This is a genomic window from Rhodococcus sp. FH8, from assembly GCF_019266085.1.
GTDB lineage: Bacteria > Actinomycetota > Actinomycetes > Mycobacteriales > Mycobacteriaceae > Rhodococcus_F > Rhodococcus_F qingshengii.
This window is the reverse complement of sequence record NZ_LPNQ01000061.1, coordinates 345,274-358,208: the sequence shown is the minus strand read 5'-3', so window position 1 is coordinate 358,208 and position 12,935 is coordinate 345,274. Positions and strand designations below refer to the sequence as shown.

13 protein-coding genes are annotated in these 12,935 nt (G+C 63.7%); 5 read left to right on the top strand and 8 right to left on the bottom strand.

Translation table 11 applies throughout. The annotated features are described in order from the left end of the window. Position 1 precedes the first annotated feature (1 nt). The 3 genes from cysT to ATN38_RS13195 are packed head-to-tail and all read left to right on the top strand — an operon-like array spanning position 2 to position 2,699. Positions 2-850, top strand: a complete 849-nt coding sequence (gene cysT / locus ATN38_RS13205) for a sulfate ABC transporter permease subunit CysT (RefSeq protein ID WP_030536617.1) — start codon at positions 2-4, stop codon at positions 848-850. Beyond that, positions 847-1,653, top strand: a complete 807-nt coding sequence (gene cysW, locus ATN38_RS13200) for a sulfate ABC transporter permease subunit CysW (RefSeq protein WP_003944503.1) — start codon at positions 847-849, stop codon at positions 1,651-1,653. The genes cysT and cysW overlap by 4 nt, the downstream gene beginning before the upstream one ends. Further along, entirely contained in the window at positions 1,650-2,699 is a 1,050-nt protein-coding gene (locus tag ATN38_RS13195) for a sulfate/molybdate ABC transporter ATP-binding protein (protein ID WP_007731046.1), read from the top strand. The genes cysW and ATN38_RS13195 overlap by 4 nt, the downstream gene beginning before the upstream one ends. A 125-nt stretch (positions 2,700-2,824) precedes the next feature. Here ATN38_RS13195 and ATN38_RS13190 read toward each other — a convergent pair whose 3' ends face one another. The 7 genes from ATN38_RS13190 to ATN38_RS13160 all read right to left on the bottom strand — a co-directional run bounded on the left by ATN38_RS13190 (position 2,825) and on the right by ATN38_RS13160 (position 10,063). Continuing rightward, a complete protein-coding gene (locus ATN38_RS13190; RefSeq protein ID WP_003944544.1) occupies positions 2,825-3,721 on the bottom strand; it encodes a universal stress protein in 897 nt (298 codons plus the stop codon). A 55-nt stretch (positions 3,722-3,776) separates the two neighbouring features. Beyond that, complete coding sequence (locus tag ATN38_RS13185) at positions 3,777-4,553, bottom strand: DUF998 domain-containing protein (protein WP_042450193.1); 777 nt, start codon at positions 4,551-4,553, stop codon at positions 3,777-3,779. A 94-nt stretch (positions 4,554-4,647) separates the two neighbouring features. After that, a complete protein-coding gene (locus tag ATN38_RS13180) occupies positions 4,648-5,403 on the bottom strand; it encodes a sirohydrochlorin chelatase (protein WP_218748089.1) in 756 nt (251 codons plus the stop codon). Between the two features lie 4 nt (positions 5,404-5,407). Then, complete coding sequence (locus ATN38_RS13175) at positions 5,408-6,694, bottom strand: sulfate adenylyltransferase subunit 1 (RefSeq protein WP_020969973.1); 1,287 nt, start codon at positions 6,692-6,694, stop codon at positions 5,408-5,410. Further along, complete coding sequence (cysD, locus tag ATN38_RS13170) at positions 6,694-7,629, bottom strand: sulfate adenylyltransferase subunit CysD (RefSeq protein ID WP_007731054.1); 936 nt, start codon at positions 7,627-7,629, stop codon at positions 6,694-6,696. Before cysD ends, ATN38_RS13175 begins: the two co-directional genes overlap by 1 nt. Then, the gene (locus ATN38_RS13165; protein WP_003944488.1) at positions 7,626-8,339 is read right to left on the bottom strand and encodes a phosphoadenylyl-sulfate reductase; all 714 of its coding nucleotides are present in this window, start codon (positions 8,337-8,339) and stop codon (positions 7,626-7,628) included. Before ATN38_RS13165 ends, cysD begins: the two co-directional genes overlap by 4 nt. Continuing rightward, on the bottom strand, positions 8,336-10,063 hold the full coding sequence (locus ATN38_RS13160; RefSeq protein ID WP_125051439.1) for a nitrite/sulfite reductase: 1,728 nt from the start codon (positions 10,061-10,063) through the stop codon (positions 8,336-8,338). Before ATN38_RS13160 ends, ATN38_RS13165 begins: the two co-directional genes overlap by 4 nt. 502 nt (positions 10,064-10,565) lie before the next feature. On the opposite strand from ATN38_RS13160, the gene hemW reads away from it, so the two are divergent. Then, complete coding sequence (gene hemW / locus ATN38_RS13155; protein WP_042450186.1) at positions 10,566-11,792, top strand: radical SAM family heme chaperone HemW; 1,227 nt, start codon at positions 10,566-10,568, stop codon at positions 11,790-11,792. Between the two features lie 35 nt (positions 11,793-11,827). Beyond that, positions 11,828-12,448 (top strand): hypothetical protein, encoded by a 621-nt coding sequence (locus ATN38_RS13150; protein WP_064113188.1) that lies wholly within the window; start codon positions 11,828-11,830, stop codon positions 12,446-12,448. A gap of 26 nt (positions 12,449-12,474) precedes the next feature. On the opposite strand, the gene ATN38_RS13145 is transcribed toward ATN38_RS13150, so the two are convergent. Further along, entirely contained in the window at positions 12,475-12,798 is a 324-nt protein-coding gene (locus ATN38_RS13145) for a type II toxin-antitoxin system VapB family antitoxin (RefSeq protein ID WP_003944521.1), read from the bottom strand. Positions 12,799-12,935: the final 137 nt, after the last annotated feature.

Sequence of the window (12,935 nt, the reverse complement as noted above, 5' to 3'; positions counted from 1 at the left end):
CGTGACTGACACTATTGACCCCACCCCCGTGGCTCGTCGGCGAAAACTCGCGCGGGTCACGGGGAGTGTGGGGCCGCTCGGAATCGGAGTGGCCACCCTGTGGCTCTCCGTCATCGTTCTGCTTCCGCTCGCCGCGTTGACCGCCACCGCGTTCGACGAGGGGATCTCCGGATTCTGGGACGCCGTCACCGCACCCGTCGCCTTGGCGTCGTTGCGCGTGACGTTGTTGGTCTCGGTGATCGTGGCATTGATCAACGTCGTGATGGGCACGATCATCGCGTGGGTGCTGGTCCGGGACGACTTCCCGGGCAAGCGCATCGTCAACTCGATGATCGATCTGCCGTTCGCGCTACCGACCATCGTGGCATCGATCGTGCTGCTGTCCCTCTACGGCCCGCAGTCACCGATCGACATCCATCTCAATGCAACTCAGCCCGGACTGATCGTGGCATTGGCCTTCGTGACCTTGCCGTTCGTCGTCCGTTCCGTGCAGCCGGTGCTGATGGAGGTCGACCGCGAAGTCGAGGAAGCCGCTGCGTCGTTGGGAGCTTCCAACTGGACGATCTTTCGCTCGGTTGTTCTCCCGACGTTGGCGCCTGCCGTCATCTCCGGTGCGGGCCTCGCGTTCGCCAGAGCGATCGGTGAATACGGCTCGGTCGTTCTGATCGGCGGCAACATCCCACGCGTGACACAGATGACGTCGCAGTACATTCAGCAGCAGATCGAGATCGATCGTCCGACCAACGCCGCTGCCGTCTCGGTAGCGTTGCTGGCCATCGCATTCGTGACGCTGTTCGTCCTGCGAATCTTCGCCTCGCGGGGACAGCGACGTGAGGAGAGTTCCCGATGAACGTGTCCAGAGGATCGAAGATCGGTCTGCGGACCATCGCTCTCGTCTACCTGTTCGTGTTGCTGGTCGTGCCGATCGGTGTGATCCTGACGCGAACGTTCGAGAACGGAATCGGCCCGTTTCTCGAATCGATCACGACACCGGCAGCGATTTCCGCGCTGAATCTTTCGCTGATCATCGTGGCGATCGTGGTTCCGATCAACGTGGTGTTCGGTGTCGTCACGGCTCTGGCACTCGTGCGTGGTCGGTTCCCGGGCCGCGGAGTTCTGCAGTCGGTGGTCGACCTGCCCTTCGCGGTCTCGCCCGTCGTCGTCGGTGTGTCGTTGATTCTCCTGTGGGGTGCCAACGGTTGGTTCGGCGGCATCGAATCGTTGGGGTTCAAAGTCATCTTCGGGTTGCCAGGCATGGTGATCGCGACGATTTTCGTGACGCTGCCCTTCGTCGTCCGGGAAGTCGAACCCGTACTTCACGAGATCGGCGACGAGCAAGAACAAGCAGCCGCGACGCTCGGTGCCTCTGGTTGGCAGACGTTCTGGCGGATCACCTTGCCCGCGATCCGTTGGGGCTTGACATACGGAATCGTGTTGACGGTGGCGCGTTCGCTCGGTGAATTCGGCGCAGTCATCATGGTCTCTTCCGGCTTCCCGGGGGTATCCCAGACACTGACGTTGCTGGTGCACTCGCGATACATCGACGACCACAACACCTTTGGTGCGTATTCGGCGGCAACGCTGCTGATGGGCATCGCCATCATTGTCCTGTTGCTGATGACGCTGCTGGACCGTAAGAGGAGCACCACATGATCACAGTGACCGGGGCCCGCAAGAACTACGGTGATTTCGCGGCGCTCGACGACGTGACGGTCAACATTCCCTCGGGTTCGTTGACGGCATTGCTCGGGCCCAGTGGCTCGGGAAAGTCGACGTTGCTGCGTTCGATCGCAGGGCTTGAAGAACTCGATTCGGGAACCATCACCATCGCAGGCAAGGACGTCACCGGCGTGTCGCCGCAGAAGCGTGACATCGGTTTCGTGTTCCAGCACTACGCGGCGTTCAAGCACATGACCGTGCGCGACAACGTGGCGTTCGGGCTCAAGATCCGCAAGCGCCCGAAGCCGGAGATCGAGAAGAAGGTCAACGAACTACTGGGGATCGTCGGTCTCGACGGCTTTCAGCATCGGTACCCCGCGCAGCTCTCCGGCGGTCAGCGTCAGCGCATGGCGTTGGCGCGCGCTCTGGCTGTGGATCCACAGGTGCTCCTGCTCGACGAGCCCTTCGGCGCGCTCGACGCGAAGGTGCGTGCCGACCTGCGCACGTGGTTGCGTCGCCTGCACGACGAGGTGCACGTCACCACCGTCCTGGTCACCCACGACCAGGAAGAGGCTCTCGACGTCGCCGACCGCATCGCGGTGCTGAACAAGGGGCGGATCGAGCAGATCGGTGAACCTGCCGACCTGTACGACCGCCCGTCCAACGACTTCGTGATGTCCTTCCTCGGATCCGTCGCGAAGCTCAACGGGCAGTTGGTCCGTCCGCATGACATCCGTCTCGGCCGCGATCCGAGCATGGCTCTCGCGCAGGAATCCGGAACGGCCGAGTCGCTCGGCGTCACACGCGCAACCGTCGAGCGCGTCGTGTACCTCGGCTTCGAGGTTCGAGTGGACCTGCGCAACGAGGCAACCGGCGAGCTCTTCTCGGCTCAGGTCACGCGCGGTGACAGTGCAGCGCTGCACCTCGAGGCGGGGGAGACGGTGTACGCGCGTGCTACCCGGGTGCCGGATCTGCCGGAGACCCCGGTGTCGACGCCGGTGCAGGAGCCGGTCACGGTGAGCGTGGTCGGCCAGGTATGACCCGCTCGCCCTGTTCGACCTGTTGTACCCCCACTCCTGTTTGATCGAACGGCACTTTCGGCCTCCTGATGGCGCCGAAAGTGCCGTTCGCTCAGAGTTGGGGGCCGGGCAACAGCGAGACGAGTTCAGCCCTCTCGGCAGACGAGGACCGGGCATTGGGCGTGGTGGATGAGGCTCTGACTGGTCGATCCGACTATCGACGCCATGAACGGGCTGCGGCCGTGGCTACCGACGACTACAAGTTGCGCTTCCGCCGAGTGCTCGAGCAGTGCCTTCATCGGTCCGCTGCGCTGGACACTGCGGGTGACTTCGACATCGGGGTACTTCTCCGTCCAGCCGGCGAGGCACTCGGACAGCAGTGCATGCTCATGCTGTTCGTACGGTCCCCAGTCGACGAAGCGCCTGGCTTCGGAATACCCGCCCAGCGAGGCGTGCTCGTTCCACGTGTGGACCGCAACCAAAGGTGCGCCGAGGAACGCGGCAAATTCGAAGGCATGCGCGACGGCGAGTTCGCTGAGCTTGCTCCCGTCGACGCCGACGACGATGGGCCTGGTGTCGGCCATCGCGTGATCACCCGTACCGCGGAATACGGCCACGGGACAGTGCGCGCGGTTGACCACCCGAATGGTGTCGGATCCGAGAAACACGGACTGCATTTCGCTGGTGCCGGCCTGACCCAGTGCAACGATGCGAGCCGACTTCGAGAGTTCGACGAGTGTGGTTGCGGGAGTACCGGTCACGAGGCCACGTTCGACGGTGACGTCGGTGTGATCATCGCGGATGGCGTCCTCGGCCTCGTCGAGCAATTTTGCACCCTCGACGCGAAGGTGGTGGTCGAACATCTCTTCGTCGGTGACGTTGGTACCGCCACCGGACTCGGGTTGTCCTGGCAGCACGTGGGTCAGGCGAAGTGGTTCGTCGAATCTCTTTGCAGCCGAAGCTGCCCACCTCGCGGCGTTGACCGCGCTTGCCGAGCCGTCGATACCGGCCACGATTCCGTGTCGAACAGATGCACTGGTCATGGAAGTCTCCTCGCGTCGCCTCCCTACCAGTGTGTCCCTGGTCACCCCGGGTTCGCTACAAACTCGTCAGCTTCCGCGGTGCGAGAACGTCGGTAGGCACAGCCGCGCGAGATCGACGCGGGCGCAACGACAACAGAGCGGTGATGAATCCGTTACCGGACAGTGTCAGTTCCACGTTCTTCAACACGGTTCGGCGCATCAACGCAAGCAGGGCTGCGACGCCGGTGACGGCCATCCACATAGGCAGCGGGTACAGCGTCAGGCGTTCACCAAGGCCGAAAGTGAGGGTTCGTCCGAGAAGCAGTACGGCACCGACGATTCCGGTAGCCGCGCACAGCCCCGACCACACTGCGATCCATTTGCTGTGCTTCCAGAATTGAATTGCCATGAGGACGAGAACGGCATGACGTGCGACGAAGCCGGGAAGTACGGCGGTCCAATGAACGAAGGTCCCGTCGTTCGCCGGGAAGAGGCCGGTGGCCGCGGTGCTCAATGCAACGACGACGGCAAGACCGAGAATCCACTTCTTCGCACGACCGTCCGGAATGTACTTGTGCAGCAAGGCTGCACCGAGGATGGTGAGCGCACCGAGGATCATGAAGGCCGCGTTCATCACGTCGTGCATCGGCGAACACGAATCCACGCTGCATGTCGTCACGCCCAGCGAACTGATGGAGTCGCGCGCGAAGCTGTACGGCGTCTTCCATGCTCCGGCTGTGAAGATTTCGACAAGCAGGTAGAGCACCGACAGGACCCATGCGATGCCGGCTGTGCCGAGGCGAAGATTGTGAGTGATGGTGTTCCCTCTCGCGGCGCTCTGAGGGGATTGCACCCAAAGATCTGTTTCGCAGGCGAAGGAGGTACCTTCGCGAGCTGGACAGATCCAACACTACGGTAACAATCTGATAACGGCCTGTGAAACCGGATCAGGCGGAGCGGACCAGACGGTCGGGTAGTGCATCAGCGACTTGTCGGTAACGGTCGATCATCGTTTCGATCAGTAGAGAGTGCCCACCGATCGTGTCGGCGAAACGCGCGCGCGGACATGCAGTTGCTGCGGCAGCGCTGAGTCGATCGGTCAGTAGGCCGGGAGCCAAGAACCACGGTGCGACGACAACACGTTCGGCGCCGTCCTGCTCGAGTGCGGAGATCGCCTGGGCAACTGTCGGTTCCGCGGATGTCGCGAAACAGATTCGAACGCCCGACCAGTTGGTTCCGCCGAGGAGAGTGGACGCCAATTCTGCGGTCGCGGCATTGGCGCGCGCATCGGACGAGCCGACTGCCGCAAGAGCGACACCGACCGACGGATCGTCCGGCCGGGCACCCGCTTCGAGAATTCGCTCGCGTACTGCCTCGATCAGCCGAGCATCGCGACCCAGTACGTCTGCTTGGAACACGGTCAACTGGGGGTGGCGTGTCGCGGCAGTGGCCAAGAGTCCGGGCAGATCTACCCGGGCGTGGAAGGCATTGCCCAGCAGCATCGGAACAACAACGGCGTGAGTGTGGCCGTCGTGTGCAACTCCGTCCAGGACCTGATCGATGGACGGTGCATTGAGGTCGAGAAACGCCAGCCGGACATCGAGGTCTGGCCGGACTTCACGAAGAGCTGCCACAGCAGCCGCGATCACCCGAGCAGAACGGGGGTCACGGCTGCCGTGCGCAACAGCGATGAGCGGAACCATCGACTTAGACGCGCTCGCCCAATTCGACAGCGGAAATGACGTCGCCCACCAGGCCGGCTGCGAGAGTGTTTCCACCAGCGGGATCGATCAGCAGGAAGCTGCCGGTGTGGCGGTTGACGGCGTAGTCGTCAGCCACGATCGGCTCGGCCACCCGGATCGAGATCTTGCCGATCTCGTTGAGCTCGAGAGTGTCCGGACCCTGATCCGTGGTGAGGTCCTGCTCGTTGAAGCGTTCCACCAAGCTGCCCACGATGGCCTGCGTCGTTCGCGTGCCGTGCTTGAGCAGCAATCGTGCACCGGGGCGCAGCGACTTCTCGGCCAGCCAGCAGACAGTGGCGTCGAATTCGCCGATCGGCTCGGGTGCGTCGGACGGCGATGCGATGGTGTCGCCGCGAGAGACGTCGACGTCGTCGGCCAGGATCAGCGTGACGCTGCGTCCCGCGTGGGCGACGTCCAGTTCGCCGTCGGCCGTGTCGATACGTGTGACGGTGGTGCGCGTACCCGAGGGCAGGATCACCACTTCGTCGCCGGGCACGACGGAACCTGCAGCGACCTGACCGGCGTAGCCGCGGTAGTCGAGGAACTCTGCGGTGCGGGGGCGGATCACGTACTGCACCGGGAAACGCAGACCGACGCGATGTGGCTCGGCGTCGACCGGGATCGACTCGAGGTGCTCGATCAGTGTGGGGCCGGTGTAGTACGGGGTCTTGTCGGAGCGGATGGCGACGTTGTCACCGTGCAGTGCCGACACCGGGATCTCGACGACGTCTTCGCTTGCCCAGCCAAGTGAGCTGGTGAGTTCGTTGAACTCGGCGGAGATCGAGGTGAAGACCTCTTCGGGGTTCTCGACGAGGTCGATCTTGTTCACGGCGAGAACGAGCTTCGGGACACCGAGCAACGCGAGAACCGCTGCGTGCCTGCGAGTCTGCGCGATGACGCCCTTGCGAGCATCGACCAGCAGGATCACGAGCTGAGCCGTCGAGGCACCGGAGACAGTGTTGCGGGTGTACTGCACGTGGCCCGGTGTATCGGCGAGCACGAAGGTGCGCTTGGGGGTCGCGAAGTAGCGGTACGCCACGTCGATGGTGATGCCCTGCTCACGCTCGGCGCGCAGTCCGTCCACCAGGAGCGAGAGGTCAGGGGTGTCGAGACCGCGGTCCACCGACGCACGGGTCACGGCGTCGATCTGGTCGGCGAGAACGGATTTCGTGTCGTACAACAGGCGGCCCACGAGGGTGGACTTTCCGTCGTCGACGCTGCCGGCAGTTGCCAGTCTGAGCAGATCGCTCATCAGAAGTAGCCCTCTCGCTTGCGGTCTTCCATGGCCGCTTCGGAAACTCGGTCGTCGCCACGGGTCGCGCCGCGCTCGGTCAAACGTGATGCCGCAACCTCGGCGAGGATCGCTTCGTTGTCAGCCGCATCGGAGAGAACAGCACCGGTGGTCGAACCGTCGCCGACGGTGCGGTATCGCACCGAAAGGGTCTGCAGCTCTTCGCCGTCAGCCGGCCCACCCCAGACTCCGGGGGTCATCCACATGCCGTCGCGCTGGTACACCGGACGCTGGTGGGCGTAGTAGATGCTGGCGAGTTCGACGTTGTCGCGGGCGATGTAACGCCAGATGTCCAGTTCGGTGAAGTTGCTGAGCGGGAAGACGCGCACCTGCTCGCCGGGGGAGTGGCGACCGTTGTAGAGGTTCCACAGCTCCGGGCGCTGCTTCTTGGGATCCCACTGGCCGAAAGCGTTGCGCAGTGAGAAGATCCGCTCCTTGGCGCGGGCGCGCTCCTCGTCGCGGCGAGCGCCACCGAAGACGGCGTCGAAGCGATTCTCCGAGATCGCGTCCAGCAACGGCACGGTCTGCAGAGGATTGCGGATACCGTCGGGACGCTCGGTGAGGCGGCCGTCCGCGATGTACTCCTCGACGCTGGCCACGTGCAGGCGCAGGTTGTACTTGGCCACCACGTGGTCGCGGAAGTCGAGGACTTCCTGCAGGTTGTGGCCGGTGTCGACATGCAGCAGGGTGAACGGCAACGGCGCAGGCCAGAAGGCCTTGATCGCCAGGTGCAGCAGCACGGTGGAGTCCTTACCGCCCGAGAAGAGAATGACCGGGCGTTCGAATTCGCCGGCCACCTCTCGGAAGATGTGGATCGCTTCGGACTCGAGGGCGTCGAGAGTATCGAACTGTGTGCCGTCGAGCTGAGGCCGTGAAGGTGTCAAGTCAACTGTCATGATGCGTGCAACCCGCATTCTGTCTTGGAGGCACCGGCCCAACGACCGCTACGCGGATCGCTGCCGGGGGCTGGCTTGCTGGTGCAGGGTGCGCAGCCGATGGACGGATATCCCTCGTCGACAAGGGGATTGACGAGGATGGAATTGGTGTCGATGTAGTTCTGCATCTCCTCGTCCGACCAGGGAGCGATCGGGTTGATCTTCACGAGTCCGAAGGCTTCGTCGAAGGAGATCAGGGGAGCGTTGGCGCGGGTGGGCGCTTCGACGCGGCGGATGCCGGTCACCCACGCGCTGTACCCGGACAGTGTCTGCTTGAGCGGCGCGACTTTGCGTAGTGCGCAGCAGCGGTTGGGATCACGGGCGAACAGATCCTTGCCCTCGGCCACATCCTGCTCGGCGACGCTTGCCAGCGCACGAGCGTTGATGACGTTGACGCCGTACACCTGCTCGACCGCGTCACGCGTGCCGATGGTTTCGGGGAAGTGGTAGCCGGTGTCGAGGAAGAGGACGTCGACGCCCGGATGCACCTGCGCGGCAAGGTGAACCAACACCCCGTCCTGCATGTTCGACGCCACGATGTACGAGTCACCGAACGTGTCCTCGGTCCACTGCAACAGTTCCTGCGCGCCGGCTCCGTCGAGTTCTACTGCACCGCGTTCGGCGATGGACCGAAGCTCGTCGGCAGTTGCTCGCGAAATGTCCACTGTCATCGCAAATCTCCTTCGTCTGCGCGCACTGCCCATTCGGCGAACCGTTCACCTTCGTTGCGGTTCTTGACGAACTGACGTACGACGCGGTCGATGTAGTCACCCATCTCGACGCTGGTGACCTTGTGCTGGCGCAGCTTGCGTCCGAAGGCGCTGTCGAATCCGAGGCTGCCTCCCAGGTGAACCTGGAAACCCTCGACTTGATTCCCCTCACCGTCGTCGACGAGCTGGCCCTTGAAGCCGATGTCGGCGATCTGCGAGCGAGCGCAGGAGTTGGGGCAACCGTTGATGTTGATGGTGATCGGCACGTCGAGCTGGCTGTTGATGTCGGCGAGACGCTGCTCGAGTTCGGGCACGAGCACCTGCGAACGCTTGCGGGTCTCGGCGAACGAGAGCTTGCAGAACTCGATGCCGGAGCAGGCCATCAGGTTCTTGCGCCAGTGTGACGGTCGGGCGGGAAGGCCCAGCGCGTCGAGATCGGCGATGAGCGGCTCGAGCGTCTCGTCGGCGACGTCGAGGATGATCAGCTTCTGGTACGGAGTGAAGCGGATCCGGTCGCTGCCGGCCTTCTCCGCGGCGTCGGCGACCTGAGCCAAGATGTCTCCCGAGACGCGGCCGGCGATCGGAGCGAAACCGACTGCGTTGTGGCCGTTGCGGGTCTTCTGGATGCCCACGTGATCGATCGGGCGCTTGGGCTTCTCGGGCGCGGGGCCGTCGATGAGCGGGCGCTCGAGGTACTCGGTCTCGAGAACCTCGCGGAACTTCTCGATACCCCAGTCCTTGACGAGGAACTTGAGCCTGGCCTTCGCGCGCAGACGGCGGTAGCCGTAGTCACGGAAGATCGAGACGACGCCCTCCCAGACATCGGGGACCTCGTCGAGCGGAATCCAGGCGCCGACGCGCTGCGCCAGCATCGGGTTGGTGGACAGTCCGCCGCCGACCCAGAGGTCGAGGCCCGGGCCGTGCTCGGGGTGGTTCACGCCGATGAAGGCGATGTCGTTGATCTCGTGAACGACGTCCTGCTGGCCGGAGATGGCGGTCTTGAACTTGCGCGGCAGGTTGGAGTACTTGGGGTCGCCGATGTAGCGGCGAACGATCTCGTCGATCGCCGGGGTGGGATCGAGGACCTCGTCGAGCGATTCGCCGGCCAGGGGAGAACCGAGGACGACGCGGGGGCAGTCACCGCACGCTTCGGTGGTCTTGAGTCCGACGGCTTCGAGGCGCTTCCAGATCTCCGGAACGTTCTCGACCTCGATCCAGTGGAACTGGACGTTTTCGCGGTCGGACAGGTCGGCGGTGTTCCGGCCGAATTCCTTCGAGATGCCGGCGATGGTGCGCAGCTGCTCGACGTTGAGAGCGCCGGCGTCGCAACGCACGCGCATCATGAAGTACTTGGCCTCGAGCAGGTCGATGTTCTCGTCGCCGGTGAAGGTGCCGTCGTAGCCTTCTTCGCGCTGGGTGTAGAGACCCCACCAGCGGAAGCGGCCGCGAAGGTCGCCCTTGTCGATGCTGTCGAAGCCCTGCTTGGAGTAGATGTTCTCGATGCGGGCCCGAACGTTGAGCGGGTTGTCGTCCTTCTTGGCCTGCTCGTTGGCGTTGAGAGGCTCGCGGTAACCGAGGGCCCACTGACCTTCGGCGCGACGCTTGGCGGGACGCGCAGCGCGTGCAGGCCGGGCTTCGGCAGCTGCCGAATCGGCGGGTGTGGCGGCGTCGGTGGTCGACGTCATCGATGAACTCCTGGATCTGGGCGGTTGATCGGCACGCGGCACGCACTATCGATGAACTGTGGCGGTGTCTGATCGGGACGCACCGGTCCGTGTCGGAAATCGAGGGGGCTGTCCTCGGTCTCGGAAAGCTCGCGGCCGGCAGGTGTGCTCACGAAAACGAACAGCTGGAGAAGCTGCGTCCCTGAAAAGGCATTTCTCTGCAGAGAGTGTTTCGGTGAAGCAGATGGAGATGAGCGGGAAAGGCTGGAAGATCAGTGAAAGATCAACAGCTACACAGGTGCAGACACGACGAGCTGCACACACGCTTGAAGTCGACATGGCGACGCGCCACAAGTCGCACTCCGAGTCCGGTCATGCGGACCATTGTGCCACGTCAACTCGATAATTCCGACTCGGGTGCGTATTTCCACGAAAAACGGGGGAAATATCGAGTTCAAGCCGTACGCCGACCTGCATCGCAGGCTGAATAGGTGTGCGTTCCGGATGCTGGGACACTGGAGGCGTGAATGCCACCAGCACGACTCCCACTCGACAGAGCGAGGCGACGCCCTTCGCCTTGCCCGCGCGATCGCTCGAGGGTGTCGGGAAACGGCCGTTCGGGATCTACATCCACGTCCCGTTCTGTGCCACCAGGTGTGGGTACTGCGATTTCAACACCTACACGGCCGGAGAGCTCGGAACTTCCGCCTCGCCGCAATCGTGGTTGGAAGGTCTGCGGCGCGAACTCGATCTCGCGGCCGAGATGACGGGCGCCCCGGCGGCGGAGACCGTGTTCGTGGGCGGTGGAACGCCGTCGCTGCTCGGTGGTGACGGATTGTCCGACGTGCTGTCGGCGGTGCGGAGCAGCTTCGGCCTGGCGTCCGGCGCCGAAGTGACCACGGAATCGAACCCCGAATCGACGTCGCCGGAGTTCTTCGGTGCTCTCCGCAGCGCTGGATTCACCCGAATTTCCCTCGGCATGCAGTCGGCCGCCCAGCACGTTCTGAAGATCCTCGACCGCACGCACACCCCCGGTCGCGCCGTCGCTGCCGCGAAAGAGGCTCGCGCAGCTGGTTTTTCGCACGTGAATCTCGATTTGATCTATGGAACCCCGGGGGAGCGCGATCAAGACCTGGACGCCTCACTCGATGCGGTCCTTTCCGCCGATGTCGATCACGTCTCGGCCTACGCGTTGATCGTCGAGGACGGCACCGCCATGGCTCGCAAGGTCAGGCGCGGCGAGCTGCCCGCCCCGGACGACGACGTGCTGGCCTCGCGGTACGAACGAATCGATTCACGCCTGTCCGAGGCAGGCTTGCGGTGGTACGAGGTCTCCAACTGGGCAAAGGCGGAAACCGCGGACTCCGGTGACACCCGGTGTCGTCACAACCTCGGCTACTGGGACGGCGGTGACTGGTGGGGTGCCGGTCCGGGCGCGCACAGCCACGTCGGCGGAGTGCGGTGGTGGAACGTCAAGCACCCGGCGCGGTACGCGGAACAGTTGGCGCTCGGCGAACTTCCCGTCGGCGGCAGCGAAGAACTGACCGCCGAGGACGAACACATGGAGCGAGTCATGCTGACCGCACGGTTGCGTACGGGACTTCCGTTGTCGGAACTGTCTGCATCCGAACGTCTTTCGGCCGAACAGGTGGTAGTCGACGGGTTGGCCGTGATCGAGAACGATCACGTGGTTCTCACCGACCGTGGTCGCCTGCTCGCCGATGCGGTGATTCGCACGATCCTGACCTGACGCGCAACCATCCTTCGCCGCGTAATGTGGCCGTGGTGGCCATCATTCATCGTGCGCAGCTGAATCCGTCCAAGAACGACCTGCTCCGAGCGTGGGTGCCCAAGCAGCCGTGGCTCGGGTCGGTCGACTGTTCGACGCTCGAACGCGTCGACGCCTATCGTTTCGACGACCCGGACGGCGAGGTCGGAATCGAGACGCACCTGATGCGCTCTGCCGACGGTCGAATTCTTCAGGTCCCGCTCACTTATCGTGGTGCTCCGCTGGACGGGGCGGAGACCGCGCTGATCGCGACCATGGATCATTCGGTACTCGGCGAACGGTGGGTGTACGACGCATGCTGTGATCCGGTCTACGTCAGCGCGGTGGCGACCGCGATTCTGACGGGTGGGGCCGGAGTCGAACTGGTCTTTGCGGACACCGCCGATCACATCCCCGTGACGGCTCACGTAGTAGGCAGCGGTACGGCCCGCGCTTCCGCACCGGCAGTCGAATCCGTGACCTGCTCGACAGTCGGCACCGACACGACCATCAGCGCGGGAGATCTGGAATTGACCGTGGTGAGAGTGATCGACGCAGATCGAGTGTCAGGCTCGGCAACGCTCACCGGAACCTGGCCGGGGCAGACGAATCCCGCACTGCTCGCGTTCGTCGGTTGAGTCTCGGTACCCGAGTCGCGTGAGCGTCAGCGGACTCCCTCGATGACACCGGGCATCGCGTCGAAGTCGAAGACACGCGCGTGCAGCACGACGCGGTTTCGCAGGGCCGAACGAACCGCTCGGTGCAGACCGTCCTCGAGGTAGAGAGTGCCGCGCCACTGCACTGCGTGCGGGAACAGATCGCCGTAGAAGGTCGAGTCCTCCGACAGCAGGCGATCGAGTTCGAGGACCTTCGTGGTGGTCACGATCTCGTCGAGTCGAACCTGACGTGGAGGGAACTTCGACCAGTCGCGTAGAGACAGTCCGTGATCGGGATACGGTTTGCCGTCCATCACGCCTTTGAAGATCATGTGCCGCCTTGTCCATGGTTGTGCGATCGACCTTTCGCCGATCTCACTCCACAGTAAGGGCAACAGCCGTCTCTGGCGCTCGGGCGATTAGACTGCCAGTGGAAACCGATGTGTAAATGTCGGTGTTCGTTCTTTTC

Excerpts from the sequence above, each read along its gene's own strand:
- ATN38_RS13160 (WP_125051439.1), bottom strand. The coding sequence starts at position 10,063 with ATGACGTCGACCACCGACGCCGCCACACCCGCCGATTCGGCAGCTGCC.
- ATN38_RS13175 (WP_020969973.1), bottom strand. The coding sequence starts at position 6,694 with ATGAGCGATCTGCTCAGACTGGCAACTGCCGGCAGCGTCGACGACGGA.
- ATN38_RS13165 (WP_003944488.1), bottom strand. The coding sequence starts at position 8,339 with ATGACAGTGGACATTTCGCGAGCAACTGCCGACGAGCTTCGGTCCATC.
- ATN38_RS13195 (WP_007731046.1), top strand. The coding sequence starts at position 1,650 with ATGATCACAGTGACCGGGGCCCGCAAGAACTACGGTGATTTCGCGGCG.
- ATN38_RS13145 (WP_003944521.1), bottom strand. The coding sequence starts at position 12,798 with ATGATCTTCAAAGGCGTGATGGACGGCAAACCGTATCCCGATCACGGA.
- cysW (WP_003944503.1), top strand. The coding sequence starts at position 847 with ATGAACGTGTCCAGAGGATCGAAGATCGGTCTGCGGACCATCGCTCTC.
- cysD (WP_007731054.1), bottom strand. The coding sequence starts at position 7,629 with ATGACAGTTGACTTGACACCTTCACGGCCTCAGCTCGACGGCACACAG.
- ATN38_RS13190 (WP_003944544.1), bottom strand. The coding sequence starts at position 3,721 with ATGACCAGTGCATCTGTTCGACACGGAATCGTGGCCGGTATCGACGGC.
- ATN38_RS13180 (WP_218748089.1), bottom strand. The coding sequence starts at position 5,403 with ATGGTTCCGCTCATCGCTGTTGCGCACGGCAGCCGTGACCCCCGTTCT.